This is a genomic window from Mycobacterium sp., assembly GCF_052144515.1.
Classification (GTDB): domain Bacteria; phylum Actinomycetota; class Actinomycetes; order Mycobacteriales; family Mycobacteriaceae; genus Mycobacterium.
Window position 1 is genome coordinate 1 of the sequence record NZ_JBKQQD010000162.1, and the last position, 25658, is coordinate 25658.

General features: G+C 66.0%; 24 protein-coding genes and 1 pseudogene. 12 read left to right on the forward strand and 13 right to left on the reverse strand.

The window, feature by feature from the left end:
* Window positions 1-301: 301 nt before the first annotated feature.
* Both ACLP9N_RS10400 and ACLP9N_RS10405 read left to right on the forward strand, forming a co-directional pair.
* The gene (locus ACLP9N_RS10400) at window positions 302-739 is read left to right on the forward strand and encodes an ATP-binding protein (RefSeq protein WP_442407353.1); all 438 of its coding nucleotides are present in this window, start codon (window positions 302-304) and stop codon (window positions 737-739) included.
* Window positions 736-1527 carry an RNA polymerase sigma factor SigF gene (locus ACLP9N_RS10405; RefSeq protein WP_442407329.1) on the forward strand — a complete coding sequence of 264 codons (792 nt, stop codon included), beginning with the start codon at window positions 736-738 and terminating at the stop codon, window positions 1525-1527. Before ACLP9N_RS10400 ends, ACLP9N_RS10405 begins: the two co-directional genes overlap by 4 nt.
* Here ACLP9N_RS10405 and ACLP9N_RS10410 read toward each other — a convergent pair.
* The 7 genes and pseudogenes from ACLP9N_RS10410 to ACLP9N_RS10440 all read right to left on the reverse strand — a co-directional run bounded on the left by ACLP9N_RS10410 (window position 1498) and on the right by ACLP9N_RS10440 (window position 7909).
* A complete protein-coding gene (locus ACLP9N_RS10410) occupies window positions 1498-1911 on the reverse strand; it encodes an STAS domain-containing protein (protein ID WP_442407330.1) in 414 nt (137 codons plus the stop codon). The genes ACLP9N_RS10405 and ACLP9N_RS10410 overlap by 30 nt on opposite strands.
* A 220-nt stretch (window positions 1912-2131) precedes the next feature.
* Entirely contained in the window at window positions 2132-3937 is a 1806-nt protein-coding gene (locus tag ACLP9N_RS10415) for an ATP-binding protein (RefSeq protein ID WP_442407331.1), read from the reverse strand.
* A 116-nt stretch (window positions 3938-4053) separates the two neighbouring features.
* Entirely contained in the window at window positions 4054-4473 is a 420-nt protein-coding gene (locus ACLP9N_RS10420) for a SufE family protein (RefSeq protein ID WP_442407332.1), read from the reverse strand.
* Complete coding sequence (locus ACLP9N_RS10425; RefSeq protein WP_442407333.1) at window positions 4473-5375, reverse strand: sulfurtransferase; 903 nt, start codon at window positions 5373-5375, stop codon at window positions 4473-4475. Before ACLP9N_RS10425 ends, ACLP9N_RS10420 begins: the two co-directional genes overlap by 1 nt.
* Window positions 5376-5385: 10 nt before the next feature.
* Window positions 5386-6036: a Maf family protein gene (locus ACLP9N_RS10430; RefSeq protein ID WP_442407334.1), complete on the reverse strand. Its 651-nt coding sequence runs from the start codon at window positions 6034-6036 to the stop codon at window positions 5386-5388.
* Window positions 6033-6245: pseudogene (locus tag ACLP9N_RS10435) on the reverse strand (acyl-CoA carboxylase subunit epsilon); the annotation flags it as partial. The pseudogene ACLP9N_RS10435 and the gene ACLP9N_RS10430, both read right to left, overlap by 4 nt.
* Window positions 6246-6268: 23 nt before the next feature.
* Window positions 6269-7909, reverse strand: coding sequence for an acyl-CoA carboxylase subunit beta (locus ACLP9N_RS10440; RefSeq protein WP_442407335.1), 1641 nt, complete (start codon window positions 7907-7909; stop codon window positions 6269-6271).
* Between the two features lie 73 nt (window positions 7910-7982).
* Between ACLP9N_RS10440 and ACLP9N_RS10445 the strand changes: the two genes are divergently transcribed.
* Genes ACLP9N_RS10445 through ACLP9N_RS10455 form a run of 3 tightly spaced genes read left to right on the forward strand, consistent with a single transcriptional unit; the run spans window position 7983 to window position 10939 of the window.
* Entirely contained in the window at window positions 7983-9557 is a 1575-nt protein-coding gene (locus ACLP9N_RS10445) for an FAD-binding protein (protein WP_442407354.1), read from the forward strand.
* A complete protein-coding gene (locus ACLP9N_RS10450; protein WP_442407336.1) occupies window positions 9554-10366 on the forward strand; it encodes a biotin--[acetyl-CoA-carboxylase] ligase in 813 nt (270 codons plus the stop codon). The genes ACLP9N_RS10445 and ACLP9N_RS10450 overlap by 4 nt, the downstream gene beginning before the upstream one ends.
* 45 nt (window positions 10367-10411) lie before the next feature.
* Window positions 10412-10939 (forward strand): PH domain-containing protein, encoded by a 528-nt coding sequence (locus ACLP9N_RS10455; RefSeq protein ID WP_442407337.1) that lies wholly within the window; start codon window positions 10412-10414, stop codon window positions 10937-10939.
* Here ACLP9N_RS10455 and ACLP9N_RS10460 read toward each other — a convergent pair.
* Complete coding sequence (locus ACLP9N_RS10460; RefSeq protein ID WP_442407338.1) at window positions 10885-11577, reverse strand: GtrA family protein; 693 nt, start codon at window positions 11575-11577, stop codon at window positions 10885-10887. The genes ACLP9N_RS10455 and ACLP9N_RS10460 overlap by 55 nt on opposite strands.
* Before the next feature lie 109 nt (window positions 11578-11686).
* Between ACLP9N_RS10460 and ACLP9N_RS10465 the strand changes: the two genes are divergently transcribed.
* The 6 genes from ACLP9N_RS10465 to ACLP9N_RS10490 all read left to right on the forward strand — a co-directional run bounded on the left by ACLP9N_RS10465 (window position 11687) and on the right by ACLP9N_RS10490 (window position 18112).
* Window positions 11687-12925 (forward strand): 5-(carboxyamino)imidazole ribonucleotide synthase, encoded by a 1239-nt coding sequence (locus tag ACLP9N_RS10465; protein WP_442407339.1) that lies wholly within the window; start codon window positions 11687-11689, stop codon window positions 12923-12925.
* Window positions 12918-13433, forward strand: coding sequence for a 5-(carboxyamino)imidazole ribonucleotide mutase (purE, locus tag ACLP9N_RS10470; RefSeq protein WP_442407340.1), 516 nt, complete (start codon window positions 12918-12920; stop codon window positions 13431-13433). The genes ACLP9N_RS10465 and purE overlap by 8 nt, the downstream gene beginning before the upstream one ends.
* 24 nt (window positions 13434-13457) lie before the next feature.
* Window positions 13458-14624, forward strand: a complete 1167-nt coding sequence (locus ACLP9N_RS10475; protein ID WP_442407341.1) for an acyl-CoA dehydrogenase — start codon at window positions 13458-13460, stop codon at window positions 14622-14624.
* 310 nt (window positions 14625-14934) lie between these two features.
* Window positions 14935-16080, forward strand: coding sequence for a PP2C family protein-serine/threonine phosphatase (locus ACLP9N_RS10480; protein ID WP_442407355.1), 1146 nt, complete (start codon window positions 14935-14937; stop codon window positions 16078-16080).
* Between the two features lie 71 nt (window positions 16081-16151).
* The gene (locus ACLP9N_RS10485) at window positions 16152-17675 is read left to right on the forward strand and encodes a sensor histidine kinase (RefSeq protein WP_442407356.1); all 1524 of its coding nucleotides are present in this window, start codon (window positions 16152-16154) and stop codon (window positions 17673-17675) included.
* Window positions 17672-18112 (forward strand): response regulator, encoded by a 441-nt coding sequence (locus ACLP9N_RS10490; protein ID WP_442407342.1) that lies wholly within the window; start codon window positions 17672-17674, stop codon window positions 18110-18112. Before ACLP9N_RS10485 ends, ACLP9N_RS10490 begins: the two co-directional genes overlap by 4 nt.
* Before the next feature lie 4 nt (window positions 18113-18116).
* Here the strand turns inward: ACLP9N_RS10490 and ACLP9N_RS10495 are convergent, their stop codons facing one another.
* The 5 genes from ACLP9N_RS10495 to pstB form a co-directional block, all read right to left on the reverse strand.
* The gene (locus ACLP9N_RS10495; protein ID WP_442407343.1) at window positions 18117-20246 is read right to left on the reverse strand and encodes a SulP family inorganic anion transporter; all 2130 of its coding nucleotides are present in this window, start codon (window positions 20244-20246) and stop codon (window positions 18117-18119) included.
* Window positions 20247-20278: 32 nt separating this feature from the next.
* On the reverse strand, window positions 20279-21133 hold the full coding sequence (pstA, locus tag ACLP9N_RS10500) for a phosphate ABC transporter permease PstA (RefSeq protein WP_442407344.1): 855 nt from the start codon (window positions 21131-21133) through the stop codon (window positions 20279-20281).
* Window position 21134: 1 nt separating this feature from the next.
* Complete coding sequence (gene pstC, locus ACLP9N_RS10505; protein ID WP_442407357.1) at window positions 21135-22178, reverse strand: phosphate ABC transporter permease subunit PstC; 1044 nt, start codon at window positions 22176-22178, stop codon at window positions 21135-21137.
* Window positions 22179-22199: 21 nt separating this feature from the next.
* A complete protein-coding gene (gene pstS / locus ACLP9N_RS10510; protein ID WP_442407345.1) occupies window positions 22200-23327 on the reverse strand; it encodes a phosphate ABC transporter substrate-binding protein PstS in 1128 nt (375 codons plus the stop codon).
* 70 nt (window positions 23328-23397) lie between these two features.
* Window positions 23398-24183 (reverse strand): phosphate ABC transporter ATP-binding protein PstB, encoded by a 786-nt coding sequence (pstB, locus tag ACLP9N_RS10515; protein ID WP_442407358.1) that lies wholly within the window; start codon window positions 24181-24183, stop codon window positions 23398-23400.
* A gap of 348 nt (window positions 24184-24531) precedes the next feature.
* On the opposite strand from pstB, the gene pstS (ACLP9N_RS10520) reads away from it, so the two are divergent.
* On the forward strand, window positions 24532-25644 hold the full coding sequence (pstS, locus tag ACLP9N_RS10520; RefSeq protein ID WP_442407346.1) for a phosphate ABC transporter substrate-binding protein PstS: 1113 nt from the start codon (window positions 24532-24534) through the stop codon (window positions 25642-25644).
* Window positions 25645-25658 lie beyond the last annotated feature (14 nt).

Below are 25658 nucleotides of genomic sequence, written 5' to 3' on the forward strand. Positions count from 1 at the left end.
TCACCGGACCGCCACCGAAGTTCCACGGAACTCGGGACAACCTCCCCTGAAAGCACCAAAGTAGATAGCCTTTAAATGACTATACCCACCACGATAGCCACCACGATCAATATGATCAGCGTGATCCCGGCGGTCACCGCGACGCGGTCGACTCGACGCGCCCCTGTAGCGTGTCGGTCATGTCCGCGTCGGCCATCCGGCGGCGATCATGACTGACCGGCTCGAACGCAGCGTCCAGGGCGGGTTCTACGAGGGTCGCCAAAAGGAGCACAGTGTCAGTGAGATGTCGCCGGGAGACCACATGATCGATGCCGAATCGCGCGCTAACAAGCGCCAACAAGGCCAGCGTGCCGTGGAGTTGCACGTTGCTGCCCGCCTGGAGAATCTGGCGATGCTGCGCACGCTGGTCGGTGCGATCGGCACCTTCGAGGACCTGGATTTCGATGCCGTCGCGGACCTGAGGCTCGCGGTGGACGAAGTGTGCACCCGGCTGATCCGCTCGGCCACTCCGGACGCAACGCTCGTCGTCATCGTCGATCCCCGCGACGACGAATTGGTGGTGGAGGCTTCCACGGCATGCGACACCCACGACGTGGTGGCACCAGGCAGCTTCAGCTGGCACGTCCTGACTTCGCTCGCCGACGACGTGCAGACCTTCCACGACGGGCGCGACCCCGATGAGTCCGGCAGTGTCTTCGGCATCACACTGACGGCGCGACGGGCGGCCTCCAGCAGGTGACTTCGCGAGAAGCCGGCGATTCAGCTTCCCGACCTAACGAATACGCCGATGTCCCGGACATGTTCCGTGAGCTAGCCAGCTTCGCCGCGGACTCGACGGAATTCCAGCGCCACCGGGACAAGATCGTGGAACGGTGCCTGCCGCTGGCCGATCACATCGCCCGGCGGTTCGAGGGCCGGGGCGAACCGCGCGACGACCTCGTTCAGGTCGCGCGGGTCGGGTTGGTCAACGCGGTGGTGCGCTTCGACGTCGAGACCGGATCGGATTTCGTCTCGTTCGCGGTGCCCACGATCATGGGCGAGGTCCGGCGTCACTTCCGCGACAATAGCTGGTCGGTCAAGGTCCCCCGGCGTCTGAAGGAACTACACCTGCGGCTCGGCGCGGCCACCGCCGACCTGTCGCAGCGGCTCGGCCGGGCGCCCACGGCAACCGAACTCGCCGCGGAACTCGACATGGACCGCGACGAGGTGGTCGAGGGTCTGGTCGCGGGCAGCTCCTACAACACCCTGTCCATTGACAGTGCCGGCAGCGGAAGCGATGACGACGACGCCCGCGCGATCGCCGATACGCTGGGCGACGTCGACACCAGCCTCGATCGGATCGAAAATCGGGAGGCCCTGCGCCCATTGCTCGAGGCGTTGCCGGAGCGCGAGCGAATGGTGTTAGTACTCAGGTTTTTCGAGAGCATGACGCAAACGCAGATCGCCGAGCGGGTCGGCATCTCACAAATGCACGTGTCCCGCCTTTTGGCTAAATCACTAACGCGGCTGCGGGACCAGCTGGAGTAGGGGCCGCGGCTCGCCGGAAACGGGCTCCTCCGATACCCATTCCGGTAGCGAACTGGTGGTCGGAAGTGTGTCGTCGGGATCGCAGATCCGCAGCACCCGATCTGCCGCGCGACCCGATACCAGGACCCAGGGCACGCCCGCGGCCGAACACACGACATTGATCCGATGCAGCGCCGAAAAGCCCGCAGTACCAAAGAAATCCAGGCCACGCAGGTCCACGATCACCTGACTTGAATCGCGCACACAGCGCTCGACGAACATGGTGAGTTGATTGGCGTTTGCGGCGTCGAGTTCACCGTGTGCGGCGATCACGGTGGCCGACGGGCCTGGGCGAACGCTGAATTCGGCGCTGCCGCTTCGTTGCCAAGATTGGGTCACAGTCATTGCTGACTCCCCTCAGTAGGTGGGGTTCTTGCTGTGGATCACGTCAGCCACAGCGAGAAATCGGGGGCAGGGAATTCGCTTCCCCGGCGCGCTGCTGCCATTTTTCCGGGCGGCTGTGAACTCAACCTGTTTTGAACCCTACCCGTGGTCAGCCGGACCTACAACGTGAGCCAACCGATTCACAGACTCGGTGGGCAAAAAGGGCCTTATTGACCGGCTACTACTTGATCTCGGCGAGCACCGTGCCCTGAGTGATGGCGGCGCCGGCTACGACCGCAAGCCCGGTGATGGTGCCCTCCTTATGCGCGGTGACCGGGTTTTCCATCTTCATCGCCTCGAGGACCACCACCAGTTCGCCGATGACGACCTGCTGGCCTTCTTCGACCGCGACTTTCACCACGGTGCCCTGCATCGGGGCGGTCACCGCGTCGCCGGAGGCTGCCGCGCCGGCGTGCGCACCGCGCTTGCGGGGCTTGGGCTTCTTTCTGATGACACCGGCCGCGTCCCCGCCGCCGCCATTGGACAGGGCCAGATCGCCGGGCAGCGAGACCTCGAGCCGGCGGCCATCAACCTCGACCACCACCTTCTGCCGCGGCCGCGTGTCCTCGTCGTCGAGGGGCTCGCCGCCGGTGAAGGGTTCGACCTTGTTGTCCCACTCGGTCTCGATCCAGCGGGTGTGCACCGAGAAGCCAGGAACATCACCGTCGTCGCCGATGAACGCCGGGTCGGACACGACGGCGCGGTGGAACGGGATGACCGTCGCCAGCCCCTCCACCTGGAACTCGTCCAGGGCCCGGCGGGAGCGCGCCAGCGCTTCGTTCCGGTCGGCGCCGTGCACGATCAGCTTGGCCAGCATCGAGTCGAACTGACCGCCGATCACCGAGCCGGTCTCGACACCGGAGTCCAGCCGCACACCCGGGCCGCTCGGCGGCTCGAATTTGGTCACCGGGCCGGGGGCGGGCAGGAAGCCGCGGCCGGCGTCCTCGCCGTTGATCCGGAACTCGAAAGAATGACCTCGGGGCACAGGATCTTCAGTAATATCCAACTTCTCGCCGTTGGCGATCTTGAACTGCTGCAACACCAGGTCGATGCCGGCGGTCTCCTCGGTGACCGGGTGCTCGACCTGCAGGCGGGTGTTGACCTCCAGAAACGAGATCAGGCCGTCCTGGCCGACCAGGTATTCGACGGTGCCGGCGCCGTAGTAATGCGCTTCCTTGCAGATCCGCTTCGCCGATTCGTGGATCTCTTTGCGCTGCGCGTCGGTCAGGAATGGCGCGGGAGCCTCCTCGACCAGCTTCTGGAAGCGGCGCTGCAGCGAGCAGTCGCGGGTTCCGGCCACGACGACGTTGCCGTGCTGGTCGGCGATCACCTGCGCCTCGACGTGGCGGGGCTTGTCGAGGTAGCGCTCGACGAAGCACTCGCCACGGCCGAACGCCGCCACCGCTTCACGGGTGGCCGACTCGAACAGCTCGGGGATCTCTTCGATGCTGCGGGCCACCTTCATGCCCCGGCCGCCGCCGCCGAAGGCCGCCTTGATCGCGACCGGCACGCCGTACTCCTCGGCGAAGGCCACCACCTCGTCGGCGTCCTTGACCGGGTCTGGGGTGCCGGGCACCAACGGCGCCTGCGCGCGGGCGGCGATGTGGCGGGCGGTGACCTTGTCGCCGAGGTCGCGGATCGACTGCGGGCTGGGCCCGATCCAGATCAGGCCGGCATCAATGACCGCCTGCGCGAAATCCGCGTTCTCCGAGAGGAATCCGTAGCCGGGGTGGATGGCGTTGGCGCCCGATTTCGCCGCCGCGTCCAGCAGCTTGCCGAAGTCCAGGTAGGACTCTGCCGAGGTCTGGCCACCCAGGGCGAACGCTTCGTCGGCCAGGCGCACATGCGGCGCCTCGGCGTCGGGCTCGGCGTACACCGCCACGCTGGGCAGGCCCGCGTCGCGGGCCGCCCGGATCACCCGGACAGCGATCTCGCCGCGGTTGGCGACGAGCACCTTGGCGATCCTCGAGCTGGCGTGACTGGCCACTGCGCCTCCTGTAGGACTGGGTTTTCGTCTCTAAGAGATTTTCTTACAAGTCTTGTCGGGGAAGTTTATGCGCCGCGCCGTGAGCGCTGATACCCGGTCTGAAAATCCGTCGGTGATCAGGCCGCCTCGCGCAGCCGACGTTTGATCCGGGCCAGCATGGCCGACATGCCGCGCAGCCGAAGAGGGCTGATCAGAGCGGCCAGCCCCAGGTCGGTGTAGAAATCCTCGGGCACCGCCAGGATCTCGGCCGCGGGCTGTTCGTCGAGGCCGGCGGCCAGGATCGAGGCGAATCCGCGGGTGGTCGGCGCTTCGCGGGGCGCGCTGAAATGCAGACGCACCCGGGTGGGGTCACTGGCGTCGACGTGCAGAAACAGCGGGGACTGGCATTCGGGCACCGGCTCCATCGCCGCTTCTTGCAGGTCAGTGGGCAGTGGCGGCAGCTCGTTCGCGAATTCCAGCAGCAGGTTCAGCTTGTCCTGGCCCTGAACTTCGGCGAAGTCGGACACCACCTCGGCCAGCGGCGCGGGAAGAGTCATCAGACCGGTGCTGATCCAGTCGCCGGTCCCGGTGCCTCGCCTGCCACGATCGGCACCCGGACGGCGTTGCCCCATTCGGTCCACGACCCGTCGTAGTTGCGCACTCCGGGCTTGCCCAGCAGGTGGGTGAGCACGAACCAGGTGTGGCTGGACCGCTCACCGATGCGGCAATACACGACGGCTTGGTCTTCCGGGTTTATGAAGTCATAGAGCCGTTCCAATTCCTCACGGCTGCGGAATCGGCCGTTCTCGTCGGCGGCCTTGCCCCACGGGATCGACCTGGCGGTGGGGATGTGGCCGGCGCGCAGCGCACCCTCCTCCGGGTAGTCGGGCATGTGGGTTCGCTTGCCGGTGTACTCGTCGGGTGAGCGCACGTCGATCAGCGGTTGGGTGCCGAGTATGGCCAGCACGTCTTGTCTGAACGCGCGGATCGGCTCGTCGTTGCGCTGCACGACGGGATAGCCGGTTGACGTGTTGGTCGGGACGGCCAGCGTGGTGTCGCGGCGTTCGGCCAGCCAGAGGTCGCGCCCGCCGTTGAGCAGTCGCACGTCGGGGTGGCCGAACAGCGTGAAGACCCACAGCGCGTAGGCCGCCCACCAATTGCTCTTGTCGCCGTAGATCACCACGGTGTCGTCGCGGGAGATGCCCTTGCGGTTCATCAAATCGGCGAACTGCTCGCCGGTGATGTAGTCGCGGACCCTGGGGTCGTTGAGGTCGGTGTGCCAGTCGATCTTCACCGCTCCGGGAATATGGCCGACGTCGTAGAGCAAGACGTCTTCGTCGGATTCGACGATCGCCAGACCGGGGGTGCCCATGTTGGACGAGAGCCAGTCAGCGGTGACGAGCCGTTCGGGGTGGGCGTAGTCCGACAGCGTGGGGCTTGGATCTGCGGGAAGCGGCACACCAGAAAGCCTACTCACCCCAATGGATTGGATTGGCAGCCCACAGCGCGGCGACGGACAGACCCGCGCCCCGCAGCAGCGCACGCGTCAGCGGCAGTCCGATGCCCACCACGGCCGAGGGGTCGCCGCCGATACCGTCGATGAACCACCCGCCCAGCCCGTCCAGGGTGAATCCTCCGGCGACTCGCAATGATTCCCCCGATACCAGGTAGGCGTCCAGATCATCGGACGATGGTGTCCCGAAATGCACCGTGGTGATTGATGTTTCGGTGCCGCTGTGGACGATCTCGTGGTCCAGTAGCCGGATGAGGCAATGGCCGGTGTAGAGCTGGCCGGCGCGGCCCGCCATCGACTGCCATTGCCGGCGCGCGTCGGCCACCGATCCCGGCTTGCCGCAGAGCCGACCGTCGATATGCAGCATCGAATCACAGCCGATCACAACACAATCCGCCGTGACGGTGCCATCCAGCTTGTCGACCACCTGCTCGGCCTTGGCCCGCGCGAGGGCGGATACCAGCTCGCCCGGCGAGGCGTCCGGCCCTAGTTGCCCTGCGATCAGATCCTCGTCGACGCCGGAGAGCACGACCAGCGGGTCGATGCCGGCCTGGCGCAGCACCTTGAGCCGCCCGGGAGAGGCCGACCCCAGCACCAGGCGGGTCATCGCCGCATGAGTAGCCGTTGCTGCAGGGTGATTCGCTGGAAGTTGCTGATCGCGTAGCGCAGTTTGTCGACCGGAAGCCCCCAGCGGGTGCTCTCCGGCTGTTCGGGTGGCGGCGCGCTGCCGGCGCTGCCCAGCACGGCGATCAGCGCGGCCAGTTCCGCGTCGGTGGGTTGCCCCTTGAGTATCTGGATGTGCGGCTCGTGCGGGTGCTGTGCCTCTGTGGTCTCAGTCGTCATAGGGGAATGTTTCCGTGCTTCTTGGGCGGCAGATGGGAGATCTTGCGTTCCAGCAGGCGTAGTGCCGTGCCGATGTAGCCGCGGGTGTGCGACGGCGGGATCACCGCGTCGACATAGCCCCGCTCTGCGGCCACGTAGGGGTTGACCAGGGTGTCCTCGTACTCCTGCTGCAGCTGTAAGCGAAGCTCATCAACATCCCGGCCGTCCTTGCCCGCCTCCTTGAGTTGCTGGCGGTAAACGAAGCCGACCGCTCCTGAGGCGCCCATCACCGCGATCTGCGCGGTCGGCCAGGCGATGTTGACGTCGCAGCCCATGTCCTTGGAGCCCATGACGCAGTACGCGCCGCCGTAGGCCTTGCGGGTGATGACGGTGATCTTCGGGACAGTGGCCTCGCCGTAGGCGAACAGCAGCTTGGCGCCGCGCCGAATGATGCCGTTGTATTCCTGCCCGGTGCCCGGCAGAAAGCCCGGGACATCCACGAGCATGACGATCGGGATGTTGAAGCAGTCGCAGGTCCGCACGAACCGGGCCGCCTTCTCCGAGGCGTTGATGTCCAGGCAGCCGGCAAACTGGGTGGGCTGGTTGGCCACGATCCCGACCGGCCGGCCGTCGATGCGCCCGAACCCGACGACGATGTTCTGCGCGTAACCCGCCTGGATCTCCAGGAATTCGTCGTCGTCGAGGATGCGGGTGATCACCTCGTGCATGTCGTAGGGCTGGTTGGGTGAGTCCGGGATCAGCGTGTCCAGCTCGAGGTCCTCAGCGGTGAGGTTGTCTTCTATGGACCCTGCTGGCGCCTCCGCTTGGTAGCGGGGTGCGTCGGTGAAGTTGTTCGGCGGCAGGTAGCTCAGCAGGTCGCGAACCCAGTCGAAGGCGTCCTGCTCGCCGGAGGCGACATAGTGCAACGTGCCCGACTTGGCCATGTGGGTGTGGGCGCCGCCGAGCTCCTCCATGGTGACGTCCTCGCCGGTGACGGTCTTGATGACGTCGGGTCCGGTGATGAACATCTGGCTGGTCTGGTCGACCATGATCACGAAGTCGGTCAGAGCGGGGGAGTACACGTGTCCGCCGGCCGCGGCCCCCATGATCAGCGAGATCTGCGGGACGACGCCCGACGCCAGGATGTTGTTGCGGAAGATCCGGCTGTACAGGCCCAGCGATACGACGCCCTCCTGGATGCGCGCACCGGCGCCGTCGTTGATGCCGATGAGCGGACGGCCGGTCTTGATCGCCAGTTCCTGGACCTTGACGATCTTCTCCCCGTACACCTCACCGAGGCTGCCGCCGAACACCGTGGCGTCCTGACTGAAGATGCACACATCGCGGCCGTCGATGGTGCCGTAGCCGGTGACCACGCCGTCGCCCAGCGGGCGATTGTCGGCGAGGCCGAAGTTGGTGCTGCGGTGTTTGGCCAGCGCGTCGAGTTCGACGAACGAGTCGTCGTCCAGCAGGGCGTAGACGCGCTCGCGCGCCGTCAGCTTGCCCTTGGCGTGCACCTTGTCGACGGCGGCCTCACCGACCGGATGCAGTGACTCTTCCCTGCGCTTGTGCAGCTCGGCCAGCTTGCCCGCGGTGGTGTGGATGTCGATGGTGTGCTCGGCGGCGGGCTCCGCGGTGTGGTCGGTAACGCTTGTCATGGGATTGGAGCTTAGCCGCGGCTATCGTCATACCCGCATCAAGGCCGTGTCGGTAGGGGTCGGTAGGGAAGCGATGGTCGACTGGAGCGAAGAACATGACGTGCTCGTCGCGGGATCGGGTGGCGGCGGTGTCACCGGTGCGTACACCGCCGCGCGCGAAGGACTCGACGTCCTGCTGATCGAGGCGACCGACAAGTTCGGCGGCACCACCGCCTATTCCGGCGGTGGCGGGGTGTGGTTCCCGTGCAACCCGGTGCTGGTGCGCGCCGGCACCGACGACACCATCGAGGACGCGCTGACCTATTACCACTCCGTGGTCGGCGACCGCACGCCCCGGGATCTGCAGGAAACCTACGTCCGCGGCGGCGCCCCGCTGATCGAGTACCTGGAGCAAGATCCCAACCTGAAATTCGTGCCGTTGCCCTGGCCCGATTACTACGGCAAGGCGCCCAAGGCGCGGCTGGACGGTCAGCGGCACATCGCGGCCAAGCCGCTGAGGGTGGCCGCCGCGCCCGAACTGCGTGAGGCGATCCGCGGTCCGCTCGACAACGACCGGCTCGGCGCCCAACCCCCCGCCGACTATTACCTCGGGGGCCGCGCGCTCATCGCGCGCTTCCTCACGGCCATCGGGCAGTACCCGACCGCATCGGTGCGGCGCGACACCGCCCTGGTGGAGCTCGTGCTGTCGCAAGGCAGGGTGGCCGGCGCGATCGTCGAGAGTGCGGGGGATCGCCGCGCGATCCGCACCCGCCGGGGTGTGCTACTGGCCGCCGGCGGCTTCGAAAGCAACGAGGAGCTGCGCCGCAAATACGGTGTGCCCGGCGAGGCGCGGGACACGATGGGATCGTGCGGTAGCCGCGGCCTGGCGCTGCAAGCCGGCATCGCGGCGGGTGCGGACCTCGACTTGATGGATCAGGCGTGGTGGTCGCCGGGTATAACCCATCCGGATGGTCGCTCCGCGTTCGCGCTGTGGTTCACCGGCGGCATCTTCGTCAACCAGGACGGCAACCGGTTCGTCAACGAGTCCCGGGCCTACGACCGGGCGGGCCGGGAGATCATCGCCCAGCTGCGCGACGGGTCAATCACGTTGCCGTACTGGATGATCTATGACGATAAGGAGGGTGAGGTGCCGCCGGTCAAGGCCGCCAACGTCACCATCGTCGAGACCGAGAAATACGTCGCTGCCGGGCTGTGGCACACCGCCGACACGCTGGAGGAGTTAGCCGACAAGATCGGCGTGCCGGCCGGCCGGCTGACCGCAACCGTCGCGCGGTTCAACGAGTTTGCCGCCGTCGGCGTCGACGAGGACTTCGGACGTGGCGACGAAGCGTTCGATCGCGCGTTCTCCGGTGGCGCGTCGCCGTTGGTGTCCATCGACCGGCCGCCCTTTCACGCGGCCGCGTTCGGCATCTCCGACCTGGGCACCAAGGGCGGCTTACGCACCGACGCCGCGGCGCGGGTGCTCGACACGTCCGGCCATCCCATCCCCGGCTTGTACGCGGCCGGCAACACGATGGCCGCGCCCAGCGGTACGGCCTATCCCGGCGGTGGCAACCCGATCGGGACGAGCATGCTGTTCAGCCACCTGGCGGTAATGGACATGCTCAAGGGGGCCCGCAAAGGGGCCACCGCCGAGGGCGGCCGGTGATGGACCGCGATGCGCTCGGGCCGCCGCTTGACGAGGCCGCGCTGCGCGCCGAGGCGATCGAAGCGGGCTGGCGGCAACTGGACGTCGTGGCGCAGACCGGTTCCACGAATGCCGACCTGCTGGCGCGGGCAGCATCGGGAATCGACGTCGGCGGGGCGGTGCTGATCGCCGAACATCAGACCGCCGGTCGTGGGCGTCACGGCCGGGCCTGGTCGGCCACCCCGCGCGCGCAGGTCACGATGTCGGTCGGCGTGAGCCTGGTAGATCCAGTGGACGTCCCGACGTCAACCTGGGGATGGTTGTCGCTGGCCACCGGGGTGGCGGTCGTCGATGTGGTGTCTCCGCTGATCAAAGGGCCGAAACCTGGCCTCAAGTGGCCCAACGACGTCTTGGTCGATGACGGCAAGCTGGCGGGCATCCTGGCCGAGGTCGCGCGACCGGCAATAGTGATCGGTCTCGGACTCAACGTCACGCAGGCCCCCGAAGAGGTCGCCGGGGCGACCTCGCTGCTCCAGCTGGGGGTGGCGGCGCCCGACCGGCAGCGGCTCGTCGGCAGTCTGTTGCGCGAGCTCGGCAGGCGGATCGCCGCCTGGCGCGCGGCCCACGGGGCGGACCCCCGGCTGGCCGCCGACTACCGGGCATGCAGCCTGACTATCGGGTCCCGCGTGCGCGCGCAGCTGCCCGGCGGCGACGAGGTTGTCGGCACCGCGACTGGCATCGACGACCAGGGCCGGCTGTGCCTGCGCACCGACGGCGACACCGAAACCGACACAGTCATCTCCGCCGGTGACGTCGTGCATCTACGTTAGGGGTGCGCTGGCTTCCGGCGGCCTTCCCACTAAGGTCTGGACAGTGTGGGCTATCCGGAGAATGTCCTGGCCAAGGGTGAGCAGGTTGTGCTGCATCACCATCCGCACTTCAAGCGGCTGATCTGGCCCGTCGTGGTGCTCATCCTGGCGACCGGGCTGGCGGCGTTCGGATCGGGGTACGTCAACTCGACGCAGTGGGGCCAGCCCGCCAAGAACGTGGTCTACGGGGTCATCTGGGCGATCTGGCTGGTGATCGTAGGCTGGCTCACGCTGTGGCCGTTTCTGACCTGGCTGACCACCAATTTCGTCGTCACCAACCGGCGGGTGATGTTTCGGCACGGAGTGGCGACCCGCAGCGGGATCGACATCCCGTTGGCGCGGATCAACAGCGTGGAATTCCGGGACCGACTGTGGGAGCGGATGTTTCGCACCGGGACGCTGATCATCGAATCCGCGTCACAAGATCCGTTGGAATTCCCCGATATCCCGCAGCTGCGCAACGTGCACGCGCTGCTATATCACGAGGTTTTCGACACCGGGTCCGACGAGTCCGACGGGTCTTTGCCCAGCTGAGCGAACCGGTTGGCCCTGCGGTTGCGCCAGGCGCGCAACAGCGTGACGTTCTCAATATTGGGGCCGAAATTCAAGCCGCCCTCGATCTCGTCCTCGAAGACCTCGGCGATACCGCCGGCGGTGAGCGATTCCAGCGCCTTCTCGGGGTTGCGCGCGAACTGGTCGGGAAACACCCAGCGCCGGAACGCCCAGAACCGGAACGCCATCTGCAGCAGGTTGCCGATCATGTAGGCCGAGACGAAGTCGGCGATGTTCTCCACCGTCAGCGAGACCATCGGCTCCCGCAGCTGCAGGATGTAGCTGGAGACCCACAGCGGCGCCATGCTCAGCAGGACTCCCACGCCGCTGAAGGCGAAAAACAGCAGCGCCTCGTGATGGCGCTCGCGGCCACCGCGGTTGCGGAAGCTCCACTCCCGGTTCAGGATGTAGGACGCGATGACCGCGACGATGCCCGCGATGACCTTGGCGGTTACCGGTTTGGACTCGAGAACCGTCAACTTCAGCGTGTAGAAAATCACCGAGTCGATAATGAATGTGGTGCCGCCGACGATGGCGAATTTGATCAGCTCGTGATGGCGCAGCGCAAAAGGCTGGATGAACTGGGGCAGGCGCGCGATGGTGGCGTCGGCGAAGGACACAGCTCGCCAGTCTACGGATGGACGCGAAATCGACGCAAAAAGCTCTATAACAATTTCGCTTCACGGCCGGTCAACATGCCCTCAACGCGCCATCGGAAGCCATGACACCATGATGGCCGTGCCGAGTACACCCACGCCGCCGGTCAGTCCCCGAGGCGCGCCCGTCGTTGCGATGGTCGGGGGCGGTCAGCTGGCCCGGATGACCCATCAGGCCGCGATCGCCCTGGGGCAGACCCTGCGGGTGCTGGCCACCGGGCCCGACGAGCCCGCGGCGCAGGTCACCCCCGATGTGGTGATCGGCTCGCACACCGATCTTGAAGACCTGCGCCGGGTCGCGGCGGGCGCCGATGCGCTGACCTTCGACCATGAGCACGTCCCGACCGAATTACTGGACAAGCTGGTCGCCGAAGGCATCAACGTGCAACCGCCGCCGCAAGCTCTGGTGCACGCCCAGGACAAGCTGGTGATGCGGCGGCGGTTGGAGGCGGTGGGCGCCCCGGTGCCGCGCTACGCAGGTATACAGAAGCCGGACGATCTAGCTGATTTAGACGCGTTCGCGCAGCGTGTCGGGGCTCAACTCGTGGTCAAGGCGGTCCGTGGGGGGTACGACGGCCGTGGCGTCCGGATGGCCCGCGACGTGGCGCACGCCCGCGAGATCGCCAGCGCCTACCTGGCCGACGGAGTGCCGGCGCTGGTCGAGGAACGAGTACCGCTGCGTCGGGAATTGTCGGCGCTGGTGGCCCGCTCGCCGTTCGGCCAGGGTGCGGCGTGGCCGGTGGTGGAGACGGTGCAGGCCGACGGGATCTGCGTGCTGGTGATCGCGCCCGCGCCGCAGCTGCCCAAGGACCTGGCCGCCGAGGTGCAGGGGCTGGCGCTGCGCCTGGCCGCCGAACTCGGTGTCGTTGGTGTGCTTGCCGTCGAGTTGTTCGAGACGACCGACGGCGCACTGTTGGTCAACGAGCTGGCGATGCGTCCGCACAACTCCGGCCACTGGACCATGGACGGGGCACGAACCAGCCAGTTCGAGCAGCACCTGCGCGCGGTGCTGGACTATCCGCTCGGCGACACCGATGCAATCGCCCCGGTGACGGTGATGGCCAACGTGCTGGGCGCCGCCCAGCAGCCGGCGATGACCCTCGACGAGAGGCTGCACCACCTGTTCGCCCGGATGCCCGATGCCCGGGTGCACCTCTACGGCAAGGTCGAACGCTCCGGTCGCAAGTTCGGGCACATCAACTTCTTGGGCTCGGACCCCGAATGCCTGGCCGAACTGCGTGAACGCGCCGAGTTGGCGGCACACTGGTTGTCGCACGCGCAATGGACCGACGGATGGGATCCACATGGCTAAACGGCCCCGGGTCGGGGTGATCATGGGCAGCGACAGCGACTGGTCGGTGATGCAGGACGCCGCCCAGGCGCTGGCCGAGTTCGACGTCCCCACCGAGGTTCGGGTGGTCTCGGCGCATCGCACCCCCGCGGTGATGTTCGACTACGCCCGCGGCGCGGCAGATCAGGGCATCGAAGTGATCATCGCCGGTGCGGGCGGCGCCGCGCATCTGCCCGGCATGGTCGCCGCTGCCACACCGCTGCCGGTGATCGGGGTGCCGATGCCGCTGGCGAAGCTCGACGGCCTGGACTCGCTGCTGTCGATCGTGCAGATGCCCGCGGGGGTGCCGGTGGCCACGGTGTCGATCGGCGGCGCCCGCAACGCCGGCTTGCTGGCCGTGCGCATCCTCGGCTGCTCCGACGCGCAGCTGCGGGCGCGCATCGTCGCGTTCCAGGACCGGCTTGCCGAGACCGTGCGGGCCAAGGATGCGGCGCTGCAGGAGCTTCACGGTAAAGTTACCGGCGAGTAGCAAGGAGACTAGGAGGTCTCGAATATGGCTGGATGGGCCGGAAACCCGTCGTTCGATCTGTTCCAATTGCCGGAGGAACACCAAGAATTCCGGGCGGCGATCCGCGCCTTGGCGGAAAAGGAGATCGCTCCGCATGCCGCCGAGGTCGACGAAAAGTCGCGGTTCCCCGAGGAGGCGCTGGCCGCGCTGAATGCGTCGGGTTTCAACGCGGTGCACGTTCCCGAGGAGTACGGCGGTCAGGGCGCGGACTCGGTGGCCGCATGCATCGTGATCGAAGAGGTCGCCCGGGTGTGTGCCTCGTCGTCGCTGATTCCAGCGGTGAACAAGCTCGGCACCATGGGACTGATCCTGCGGGGCTCCGACGAGTTGAAGAAGCAGGTGTTGCCGACGCTGGCCGAGGGGGCGATGGCGTCCTATGCCTTGAGCGAACGCGAAGCCGGCAGTGACGCGGCGTCGATGCGAACCCGGGCCAAGGCCGACGGGGATGACTGGATCCTCAACGGCGCCAAGTGCTGGATCACCAACGGCGGCAAGTCGACCTGGTACACGGTGATGGCGGTGACCGATCCGGACAAGGGCGCCAACGGCATCTCGGCGTTCGTCGTGCACAAGGACGACGACGGGTTCACCGTCGGTCCGAAAGAAAAGAAGCTCGGGATCAAGGGCTCACCGACCACCGAGCTGTATTTCGAAAGCTGCCGCATCCCTGGCGACCGGATCATCGGCGAGCCCGGTACCGGCTTCAAGACCGCGCTGGCCACCTTGGACCACACCCGTCCCACGATCGGCGCCCAGGCCGTGGGCATCGCCCAGGGCGCGCTGGACGCTGCCATCGCCTATACGAAGGACCGCAAGCAGTTCGGCGAGTCGATCAGCACCTTCCAGGCCATTCAATTCATGCTGGCCGACATGGCGATGAAAGTGGAGGCCGCGCGGCTGATGGTCTACACGGCGGCCGCCCGCGCCGAACGCGGTGAGCCGGATCTGGGCTTCATCTCGGCGGCGTCGAAATGCTTCGCCTCCGATATGGCGATGGAGGTCACCACCGACGCCGTGCAATTGTTCGGCGGCGCCGGCTATACCGCCGACTTCCCCGTCGAACGGATGATGCGCGACGCCAAGATCACGCAGATCTACGAGGGCACCAATCAGATTCAGCGTGTGGTGATGTCGCGCGCATTGCTGCAGTGATCTGTGCAGTTGATCTTTGCGGGGTTCCACAGGACGCAAACTGCGCAATCGGCAGGAAAAGCCGAGCCTTACCGAATAGGATCCAGCTTTACGTCGGGGGTCTAAGGGCGTTTTAAGGGCGTTTAAGGGCGTTTAAGGGCGTTTTAAGGGCTAGGTGTGAGGCATTCGTGGCGTACCGGCTACCGTCGGTCGCCATGTCTGCTTGAGCAAAACGGGTATACCACGAAGCCGGGGGCCAGGGGGTGTGGAGTGAAGGACGTGGTGCTCGTTGCAGACGCTGAATAGCGGCCCGGGACCAGATTGGCATTCGTTGTCGCTGCTGCTGGTGGAGGACGACCGGGGCGACGCCGTGTTGGTGGAAGACCTGATCGCGGACGCGGTCGCCGATATCGAGGTGATATGGGCGCAGTCGATGGCGCACGCCGAGCGCGCGCTGGCGTCCGCGCGCCCCGATTGCGTGCTACTCGACCTGAACCTGCCCGATGCCAGCGGAATCGACGCCCTGGACCGCATCGCCAAACGCGACGCCACCGTCCCGATCGTGGTGCTGACCGGGCGCAACGACGAGTACTTCGGGGCATCCGCGGTCGCCGCCGGCGCGCAGGACTACCTGGTCAAAGGGAGCGTTGAACCGGAAATGCTGCGGCGTGCGCTGCTGTATGCGATCGAGCGCAAACGTGCCGAGCTCATCGCCGCGGACCTGCACGCGAGTCAACTTCGGGCCCGGGAGAACGCGCTGCTCGAACGTGGCCTGCTACCCTCACCGCTGCTGCTCGAGGACCCGGGTGTCGACATCGTCGCCCGATACCGGCCGAGCCGGGAGAACGCCCTGCTCTGCGGGGACTTCTACGACGTCGTACAAACTCCCGACCGGGTGACCCATGTCCTGATCGGTGACGTCGCCGGGCACGGGCCCGACGAGGCGGCCCTGGGCGCGGCGTTGCGGATCGCGTGGCGCACGCTGACGTTCGCCGGCATGGACGCCGCGGATCGAATGCCGCAGCTGGAGCGGGTGCTGCACGCCGAACGCGCCGAAAAAGGCGTCTTGGCCACGGTGCTGAGCCTGGAGATCCCACCCGACGGCGCGCGGATCACCGGCGTCCGCGCCGGTCATCCCGGGATGCTGCTGCACGGCGCCGACTCAGTGGAATGGATCGAACCCCCTTTTGGTCCCGCTCTGGGCCTGCACGCCGACGCCTGGCCGCAGCATGAGATCGAATTGCCCGCGGGCCATGGACTCTTACTGCTTACTGACGGACTCTTCGAGGGATATTCGGGTCTAGGCAGCGAACGTCTCGGCGAGGACGGTTTGCTTGCGCTGGCCCGCTCGCACGCGGGATTGGCCGGTCCGGCCTTCGTCGACGCGCTCATCGACGGAGCCCAGGAACGCGCTCAGGCGCACGGCGGGCTCACCGATGACATCGCGGTGGTGCGCGTGGAGCGGACCACCGGGTGACTTCCGTGCTCAACCGGCTGCGCCGACCACAGCTCACGGTGCGGGGATGGCAGTTCCTGGTGCTGTTGTCCATGGGCCTGCTGGTGCTCGCGGGCGCGGTGGCCGGTGCAGCGCTGCTGGGTCGCACCGACGAGATGACGCGCGAGATGACCGACAACATCGAGCCGGCGCGCGTGGCGGCGGCCGAGTTGCAGGCGGCGCTGCGCGACCAGGAAACGGGCCTGCGCGGTTATCTGATCTCCGCCGATCGGCAGTTCCTCGCCCCGTACTACGACGGGCAGCACGACGAACTGGCGGCGGCCGGCGAGGTCCGGCGGCGAATAGGCTCCCGCCCGGACCTAATCGCGGATCTGGACGCGATCGAAAAGGCGTCTGCCTCCTGGCGGGCGACCTATGCTGATCCGCTTATCGCGAGCGTGGCCCCCAACACTCCCAACCTGATCAGCAGTGGCACTGCTGAACGCGGCAAGGCCGAATTCGACCATATACGAGAGCTTTTCAATGTCCAGAACGCGGACCTGGCCGCGGCGCGGACGTACGCCGCCGACGAGCTCCAACGCGTCGACGACTGGCGCGACAGGGTACTGATCGCCATGGTCGTGGTGTTCTGCGCCACGGCGACACTGCTGGGACTGCTGACCCGCTACGCGGTCACCATTCCGCTGCAAGCGCTGGCCGGGGCATGCCGACGAATCACCCAGGGCAGCTTCGGCGAAGCCATCACGCCCCCGCGGCGGCCGAGAGACATTCGAGGCATCGCGATCGACGTGGAAAACATGCGACAGCGCATCGTGGCGGAGCTGGAAGCGACGCAGTCGGCCCGAGCCCAGCTGGACGAGCAGGCGGTCGAACTGCGGCGCTCGAACGCCGAACTCGAGCAGTTCGCCTACGTCGCGTCGCACGATTTGCAGGAACCCTTGCGAAAGGTTGCCTCGTTCTGCCAGCTGCTCGAGAAGCGATACGCCGACAAGCTCGACGAGCGCGGCATCGAATACATCGGTTTCGCGGTGGACGGCGCCAAACGTATGCAGGTGCTCATCAACGATTTGCTCAGCTTCTCCCGGGTCGGCCGGGTCGCCGCCATGCACGACGAGGCCGACCTTCAAACCGCATTGGACGACGCGCTGGTCAACCTCGCCGCCGCCATCGAGGAATCCAACGCCGAGATCGTGCGCCCGGAGCAGCGTCTTCCGCGGGTCGTTGGAGACCCCACCCTGCTGACGATGTTGTGGCAGAACCTGATCGGCAATGCGGTGAAGTTCCAGCGCGACGATCACCCACCCCGGATCGTCATCGAATGCGAACAGGGCGCCGGCGAGTGGTCACTGTCGGTGACCGACAACGGCATCGGCATCGACGAGGAGTTCGTCGACAAGGTCTTTGTGATCTTCCAACGTCTCCATGGCCGCGACCAGTACTCCGGAACGGGTCTGGGTCTCGCGCTGTGCAAAAAAATCGTCGAGCATCACGGCGGCAACATCCGGATCGACACGTCCTACGCCGATGGGACCCGGTTCGAGTTCACGCTGCCCATTGCCGCGTCCATCGGCGCGGAGGCAAACCGGTTGGCCACCTTGGAAGGAGCACACGAATGATAGCGGCCACTCGACCAATCGACATCCTGCTGGTCGAAGACGATGCGGGTGACGAGCTCATCACCCGAGAAGCGTTCGAGCACAACAAGCTACAGAACAGGCTGCACGTCGCGCACGACGGAGAGGAAGGATTGAACTATCTCTACCAGCGCGGTGAATACCAGGACGCGCCACGGCCCGACCTCATCCTGCTCGATCTGAACCTGCCGAAATACGATGGCCGCCAGCTGCTCGAGAAGATCAAGTCCGACCCCGATCTCAGTCGTATCCCGGTTGTCGTGCTCACCACCTCCTCGGCGGAGGAGGACATTTTGCGCAGTTACAAGCTGCACGCCAACGCCTACGTCACCAAGCCGGTCGACCTCGACCAATTCATCAACGCGGTCCGCCAGATCGACGAGTTCTTTTTGCAGGTGGTCCGTCTTCCGCCAGGCTGACTTGCTACAGCGCGCCGGCGGGCTCCGCGGGGCGCACGATGCCGTGCCGATTCACCTCGTAGACGTGCGACGTTGACATGTCGAAGAACATGCCGACGACCTGTAGAGCACCAGAAGCCATGGCGGGGGCCAAGATCGGATGGGCTGCAAGCCTTTCCACCTGCACGGCCACATTCACGACGCTCAGCTGATCGACTTCGCTGAAGCCGCTTGCCCGCGCGCTCACGCATGCCGGATGCTGACCGCGGTAGGCGACGAGACTGTCGCGGGCATAGTCGAGCCACCGGCTCATCGCCGTGGCCGGTCCTTCCGCAGCGTCCTGAGTGTCCTGCAGCAGTTGGGCCATCGCGCTGCATGACGAATGTCCACACACGACAACCGAACTCACGTGAAGCTGGTCGACCGCGAACTCGAGCGCGGCGTCGACCGAGCGATCGGCCGGATCGGTCGGTACCAGGTTGCCGACGTTGCGCACGGTATAGAGGTCACCGGACCCGCTGGCGGTGATGACGTCGGGCATGATCCGCGCGTCGGCGCACGTGAGGAACACCGCATTCGGTTTCGCGTTATCTTCGGGGCTGCGCGGCCATGGGACCTGGTCTATCGAGCGAGGCGTGTAGTGACGCTTGGGCCGACTGGTATGCGCGTGCTGCATCTGCGCGGGTGTCGTTTCAACGATGACCACCGTTCCGCCGGTCGCCTCGTGGGCGTGTCGCCAATCGGAAATGGCCTCGGACACCGCCTCGTCGATGTAGTCCGCGTTGAGCGTCAATCGCACGTCCGAACCCGGCGGCAGCTCCGACAGCACCTTGGTCAGCCGGGGCAACAACAGGAAGCTGAGCGTGCCGTCGATGTCGACCCGCCAGTGCTTGGACGCGTCGTCGCCGTACGGTCTGGCTTCGATGGGTGCGCGTACCAGGCGGGTCAACAGGATGCCGATCGCGACGGCGAGGCCGATCGCCACGCCGTCGAGCAGGTTGAGAAACACCACGCACACAATCGTGATGACGTAGACCGCGAAATTGCCTGTGCGCCAAGCAAGTTTGATGTGGGCCAGCTTGACGAGCTGGATGCCGATCACGATCAGCAGGCCGGCCAGCGCCGACTTGGGAATGAGTTCCACCAGTTCGGTGAACAACGACGCGAACAGCAGGATCCACACGCCGTGCAGAACGGTCGAGATCCGGGAGTGCGCGCCGGCCGCCACGTTGGTGGAGCTGCGCACGATGACGCCGGTGACCGGCAACCCGCCGAGCAATCCCGACACCACATTCGCGCTGCCCTGCCCGATCATTTCTCTGTCGAAGTTCGTGCGAGGCCCGTTGTGCAGCTTGTCGATTCCGACCGCCGACAACAGCGATTCGACGCTGGCGATGAGGGCGACGGTGAGGACTCCCAAAGCGATCTCGCCGATCTCGCCGGCAAACGGCTCCCCGGCGGGGTTCGTCGGGGCAAGGTGCGGCAGGCTGATGGCCTTGAAGAAGTTGGCCGAGAGCTCGATTCGGTCGACACCTTCCAGGTGCGCAGCCTCCGCGACGATGGTTGCCACCACGATGGCCACCAGCGCGCCCGGGACGAGACGGAGCTTGGCGGGCAGCTTCGGCCATAACAACAAAATGGCGATGACGATCCCGCCGACGCAAACTTCGTCTAGTTCGTGATGCAGGATCCCGCTCGGCAACGCCTTGATGTTCTCCCACGCCGAGCTGCGCGACTTCCCGCCGAGCAGAACGTGAATCTGCTGCAACACGATGGTCACCCCGATGCCCGCCAGCATGGCGTGCACCACGACCGGAGCAACGCCCAGCGCGGCGCGAGCCACCCGAATCACCCCGAACAGGATCTGCAGTACCCCCGCGCAAATGGTGATCACACACGTCATCTGCCAACCGAAGTCGTCGATCAGCCCGGCGACCACTACGGTCAGGCCCGCGGCCGGGCCACTGACCTGAAGCAGCGACCCGCCAACGGAGCCGGCGACGATGCCGCCCACCACCGCGGCGATCAAACCGGCCATCAGCGGAGCCCCGGAGGCGATGGCGATTCCTAGCGACAGCGGCAGCGCAACCAGAAACGCAACGAGGGATGCGGGAAGGTCGTAGCGCAGATTGCGCAGGATTGACCCGGCTTGCATCGACTCATTCTGAACTCACCGGGAATTCATTGCTATACCGATTCCGAATGCCGCTGCGCGAACCGGCTGATCAGCCGCCCGAAGATGTTCAGCAGCAGCAGGAACACGATCAGCAAGAAGGCCGCGTCATAGGACAGGTCCTGCGCCGAGGACGACGGCAGGTTGTAAAACGTCCAGATCGGATAGGTCAGGTAGGCGACCGGTGAGTGGGTGAGTTGTCCCGTCGGCGGCGTGTCCGACCAGCCAGCCGTGTACAGCATGGGCGCCGTCTCACTGATCGCCAGCGCGAGCGCCACCAGCATGCCGGTGACGATGCCGGGCACCGCCGGCTTCAGCACGATCTTGCGCAGGGTCCAACCGAACGGCAGCCCAAGTGCCTCCGCCCCTTCCCGGTACGACGTCGGCACCTGGGACAGCGCGGACTCGGTGGCCTTGGTGATGTACGGAATGCTCATCACCGACAGCACCACCACGCCGGCCGCCAGGGAAAAACCCCAGTCGAACTCGACCACGAGTGCGATGTAGCCGACATAGCCGAGCACGATGGACGGGACACCGGCCAGCACCTCGTACGCGCCACGCAGAATCGATCGTGCTCTGCCAGTGGCGAATTCGGACAGATAGATCGCGGCCAGCACGCTTACCGTGCCGGCCACCAGCGTGACCCCGAAACCGAGGACCACGGTGCCGATAATGGCGTTGCGCAGCCCGCCGCCGTTCCCTTGGGTGTCGCGCAGCAGCACGCTGAAGTGGAACACCGGCCAGGCACGGCCGACGACTCCGAACAGCATCCACAACGTCGGGCCGGCCACCACCGCAAGACAGCAGAAGCAGGCCACCCAGAACCCCGAGTTGACGAGCCTGCGCCGAGCCTCGACCGACTTCATTTCAAGCACCTCGTCCCACCGGTAGCGCGGTACTCGACGCCCGGCGCACCAATGCCCGGGCCGCGATGTTGGTCAGCAAGGTGATCAGCATCAGCACCAGAGAGACCTCGGCGAGCGTCTTGATTGCGAAGTTGGTGGAGTCGGTCAACGCCGAATCCAGCTGCGACACCACGGTGGCGGCGATGGTGGTCATCGTCGAATAGATGTTGGACGGCAACGCACCCAACTCCGCGCCGGACACCATGGCGATGGCCATCGTCTCTCCCAGCGCACGCCCCAGACCCAGAACCACAGCGCCGACGATGCCGCTGGACACCCACGGCAGGGTGACCCGGCGCACACACTCCCAATCGGACATGCCCAGCGCAGTTGCGCCCTCGCGGGGCAGCATCGGCACCTGCCGGAGCAGGTCGCGGGTGGTGCTGGCGATGATCGGAATGATCATCACCGCCAGCACCAGACCCGACACCAACATGCCCTCCCCGTTGCCTGTGTTGCCGCGGAAGTAGTCGAGCACCGGCACATCAGGAGCGTTGCGGGCGATCACCGGCGCGATGTGATGGGCGATGAACGGCCCGAACGTCATCGCCCCCCACAGGCCGACGACGACGCTCGGAATGCCGGCCAGCATTTCGAGTACCATGCCGACGGCCGACGCCAGACGTTTGGGCAACCGGTCCACGATCGCGATCGCAGCCCCGATGGACACCGGCACCGCCACGATCAGGGCGATCGCGGAGCTCGCCAGGGTTCCCACGATCAGCGGCAACGCGCCATAGACGGCGCCGGCCGGATGTGCGACACCGTGGCTGGTCTCGATGCTGCCGTAGGTGTTGCCCGGGTTCCATTCGGTGCCGGTGAAAAAGTGCAACCCGTTCACCCTGACCGCGGGCAGTGCCTCGATGACCAGCGTCGCCACCACGAACACCAGCGCGAGCAGCGGCACGATCGCACTCAACCGGCCCGCCCACCGGACGGCGCGGCCCTCGTGAGGTTCCTGATGGGTGTGGCGCGCAGGCGTGGGCTTGCGGAGCCCATGCGGCACAGCGATGCTCACCGGAGCTACTTAGCTGGTGATCTTGGCGATCTGGGCATCGGACAACTTCGCGACCGCGGGCGGCAGCGGCTGCATGTGCTCCTGGTCTAAGAACGAGGGTGCGTTTCCGTCGTTCACCGCCCAGTTGAGGAACGCCTGCATGGTTTGTGCGACTGCGGGGTCCTTCTGGTCGCTGTAGACGACGGCGTACTCGTAGTTGACCATCGGGTAGCCGTCCGGCGCCGGCCCGTTGATCAGCGAGACGACCTGGTTCGCCGGGGTCTGTGCGGCGAAGCTGGCGGCCTCGGCGCCGATGCTTTGGGCGTCGGGCAGCAGGTAATTGCCCGAGGCATTGGCCAATTGAGCCTCGCCCAGTCCCTTCTGGTTGGCCTGGTCGAGGTAGCTGACGCCGACGTAGGCGACGCAGCCGGGGGTCGCGGCGCAGCCGGTCACCATGCCGCCGGCGCCGTTCTCACCGAGCGCGCCCGGCACCGCGGGGAAGTTGACGGTGGTGCCGAAGCCGGGTGACTTACCCCAGCCACCGGGGTCTTGCTTCGACAGGTATTGGGTGAACACGAAGGTGTCGCCGGACCCGTCGGAGCGGTGTAGCGGAACCACCGGCGTGGCCGGCAGGTTTACGCCGGGGTTCAGCGCGGCGATCTGCGGGTCGTTCCAGGTTTTGATGGTGCCCTCATACATGGCCGCCAGCACCTTGCCATTGAGCTTCAGGTGTCCGCTGACGCCGGGCAGGTTGTAGTTGACCTGCTCCGCGGACACGGCCAGCGCGACGTTCATCAGGCCCTTGTGCGCCGACATGTCGCCGTCGGACAGGTAGGCACCGGACGCGCCGATGTTGACCGTCCCGGCGGCGGCCTGGGAGATCCCGGCACCCGATCCCGTGGCCCCGGTGCTGATGCTGACGTTCGGGTATTTCGAGTGGTAGGCCGGAACCCATTGATTCATCAGGGGATAGAGCTCGGTGGCACCGGTCTCCGACAACGCCACATTCGACGTCGCGGGGGTGGCTGCCGGGGCGGCGGAGTTACCGACGGGGGCGCCGGAGCTCGCGGTCGTCGAGTGTGCGCCGCAGGCCGCTGCGACCAGGACCACCGGCACAGCGACCATCAGGGTCCGCAAACGATTCTTCTGGCTTGTCATCGGGCACAACCTTTCTCATTCTCTTCTCGGTCCCCCGTTTGCTTCCCTATTTGTGTTCCTATTTGCTTGCTTATTTGCCTTCAGAGGCCCCCACCACCACGCCGAGCAACCCCCGGTCGCCGAACAGTCCCGAGACGTAACGGACGGTTTCGGCATGCTTCGGCGCTAGGAACAACTGCTCGGTGGGCCCTTCCTCGATGAGCCTGCCGTCGAAGAACAGGGCCGTTCGGTCGCCGATGCGGGCGGCCTGGGCCAGATCGTGGGTCACCATGACCACGGTGAGCCGATTGGCCAGTGATCGAATGAGCTGTTCGATCTTCTCGGTGGTGGTCGGGTCCAGCGAGGAGGTGGGCTCGTCGAGCAGCAGCACCTCGGGATTCACCGCGAGCGCACGGGCCAGGCACAACAACTGCTGCTGACCACCGGAGAGCCGGTACGGCGAATCACCGAGGCGATCCCTGACCGCATCCCAGAGGCCGACCTCGCGCAGGCGTGCCTCGGCGACGTTTTTGAATTCCTTGCGCGGCACCATTTTGTGGGCGCGCACCCCGGCCACCACGTTGTCGATGATTGACATCGGGAATGGATTGGGCCGCTGGAACAGCATGCCGACTCTGCGGCGAAACTCCATCAGGTCTTGGTTTTTGAAGATGCTCTGCCCGTCCAGCAGTACATCCCCGCCACGGCGGTATCCGGAGACCTTGTCGTTCATCCGGTTCAGGGTCCGCAGGAAGGTGCTCTTGCCGGAGCCGGTCGGCCCCAGCAAGGAGGTGACCGCACGCGCGGGAAAGTCCAGATTCACTTGGTCCAGAACGGTTTTGGCGCTGAAACCGAGGGTGAGGTTCACCGCCGCCATGGCCGGAGGAGCGACATCGGCATCATCAGCTGCGGGGCCACCGGTCTGGGCGTCGAGCTGTTCAGGGCTAATCAACACGACTCAAAGTTACGTCGCCAAACCGCATTGAGAACCACGCGAAGCCATGCTCTGTCTATCTTCAAAGTCGACGCTCATCGGGTGCTTATTTTCAAAGCTTGTCCCGATCTGCCACCCAGGTTCCGCTTATTTTGAAACGCCTCTGCTTGTTTACAAAGGCGCCGCTCATCGTCCACCCATATTCGGGAGTTTGTATGTTCAGTGTGTTCGGGGGGCTCCCCGGTGGCGGAGCGATCATGTTCGTCGCCCTGAGCAAATGGAGGAGTTCCTATGCGACTCAACCGATCTGGCGCCCTGCTGAGCCTTCTGGCCGCCAGCGCCCTGGTGTTATCAGGATGCGGCAGCGCGACGCACGCATCGTCGTCGGCGGCCGGCCCCGCGCCTGCGCCGGTGCAATGTGGCGGCAAAAAGCAACTCAGAGCCAGCGGCGCGACCGCGCAAGAGAACGCGATGGAACAATTTGTCTACGCCTACGTGCATGCCTGCCCCGACTACACGCTGGACTACAACGCCAACGGCTCCGGCGCCGGGGTGACCGATTTCCTCAGTAACGTTACTGATCTGGCGGGTTCCGGTGATCCGTTGAGCCCGTCGAAGGGTCAGGTCGACCACGCGGCGCAGCGGTGCGGTTCACCGGCCTGGGATCTTCCGGCGGTGTTCGGACCGATCGCGGTCACCTACAACGTCAACGGTGTGAACTCGCTGAAACTCGACGGGCCCACGCTCGCAAAGATTTTCAACGGCAGCATCACCCGCTGGGATGACCCGTCGATCAAGGCGCTCAATCCCGGCGCCAACCTGCCGTCGGAACCCATTCACGTCTTCTTCCGCAGCGACCAATCCGCCGACACCTCGAATTTCGAGCAGTACCTCGATGCCGCATCCAACGGCGCGTGGGGCAAGGGCGTCGGCCAGACGTTCGGCGGGGGTGTCGGTGACGGCGCGGCCGGTGACAACGGCACGTCGGCGTCCGTGCAAAACACCGAAGGGGCGATCACCTACAACGAGTGGTCGTTCGGCGTGGGCAGGCAATTGAGCATGGCGCAGATCATCACGTCAGCGGGTCCCGACGCGGTGGCGATCACGACCGACTCGGTTGCCAAAACGATTGCGGCAGCGAGGATCACCGGGCAGGGCAATGATCTGGTGGTGGACACGTCGTCGTTCTACAAGCCGACGCAGCCCGGCGCGTATCCGATCGTGGAGGCGACCTACGAGATCGTGTGCTCGAAGTACCCGGATTCCGCGACCGGGGCGGCCGTAAAGGCGTTCATGCAGGCCGCAATTGGCGCGGGCCAGGTCGGTTTGGACCAGTACGGGTCCATTCCGCTGCCGAGCTCGTTTCAGGCGAGGGTCGCGGCAGCCGTGAACGCCATCTCGTGAGTAACAGCGTCGGG

Excerpts from the sequence above, each read along its gene's own strand:
- ACLP9N_RS10400 (WP_442407353.1), top strand. The coding sequence starts at position 302 with ATGATCGATGCCGAATCGCGCGCTAACAAGCGCCAACAAGGCCAGCGT.
- ACLP9N_RS10410 (WP_442407330.1), bottom strand. The coding sequence starts at position 1,911 with ATGACTGTGACCCAATCTTGGCAACGAAGCGGCAGCGCCGAATTCAGC.
- ACLP9N_RS10420 (WP_442407332.1), bottom strand. The coding sequence starts at position 4,473 with ATGACTCTTCCCGCGCCGCTGGCCGAGGTGGTGTCCGACTTCGCCGAA.
- ACLP9N_RS10430 (WP_442407334.1), bottom strand. The coding sequence starts at position 6,036 with ATGACCCGCCTGGTGCTGGGGTCGGCCTCTCCCGGGCGGCTCAAGGTG.
- ACLP9N_RS10440 (WP_442407335.1), bottom strand. The coding sequence starts at position 7,909 with ATGACAAGCGTTACCGACCACACCGCGGAGCCCGCCGCCGAGCACACC.
- ACLP9N_RS10445 (WP_442407354.1), top strand. The coding sequence starts at position 7,983 with ATGGTCGACTGGAGCGAAGAACATGACGTGCTCGTCGCGGGATCGGGT.
- ACLP9N_RS10465 (WP_442407339.1), top strand. The coding sequence starts at position 11,687 with ATGATGGCCGTGCCGAGTACACCCACGCCGCCGGTCAGTCCCCGAGGC.
- purE (WP_442407340.1), top strand. The coding sequence starts at position 12,918 with ATGGCTAAACGGCCCCGGGTCGGGGTGATCATGGGCAGCGACAGCGAC.
- ACLP9N_RS10475 (WP_442407341.1), top strand. The coding sequence starts at position 13,458 with ATGGCTGGATGGGCCGGAAACCCGTCGTTCGATCTGTTCCAATTGCCG.
- ACLP9N_RS10485 (WP_442407356.1), top strand. The coding sequence starts at position 16,152 with ATGGGCCTGCTGGTGCTCGCGGGCGCGGTGGCCGGTGCAGCGCTGCTG.
- ACLP9N_RS10490 (WP_442407342.1), top strand. The coding sequence starts at position 17,672 with ATGATAGCGGCCACTCGACCAATCGACATCCTGCTGGTCGAAGACGAT.
- ACLP9N_RS10495 (WP_442407343.1), bottom strand. The coding sequence starts at position 20,246 with ATGCAAGCCGGGTCAATCCTGCGCAATCTGCGCTACGACCTTCCCGCA.
- pstA (WP_442407344.1), bottom strand. The coding sequence starts at position 21,133 with ATGAAGTCGGTCGAGGCTCGGCGCAGGCTCGTCAACTCGGGGTTCTGG.
- pstS (WP_442407345.1), bottom strand. The coding sequence starts at position 23,327 with ATGACAAGCCAGAAGAATCGTTTGCGGACCCTGATGGTCGCTGTGCCG.
- pstB (WP_442407358.1), bottom strand. The coding sequence starts at position 24,183 with ATGGCGGCGGTGAACCTCACCCTCGGTTTCAGCGCCAAAACCGTTCTG.
- pstS (WP_442407346.1), top strand. The coding sequence starts at position 24,532 with ATGCGACTCAACCGATCTGGCGCCCTGCTGAGCCTTCTGGCCGCCAGC.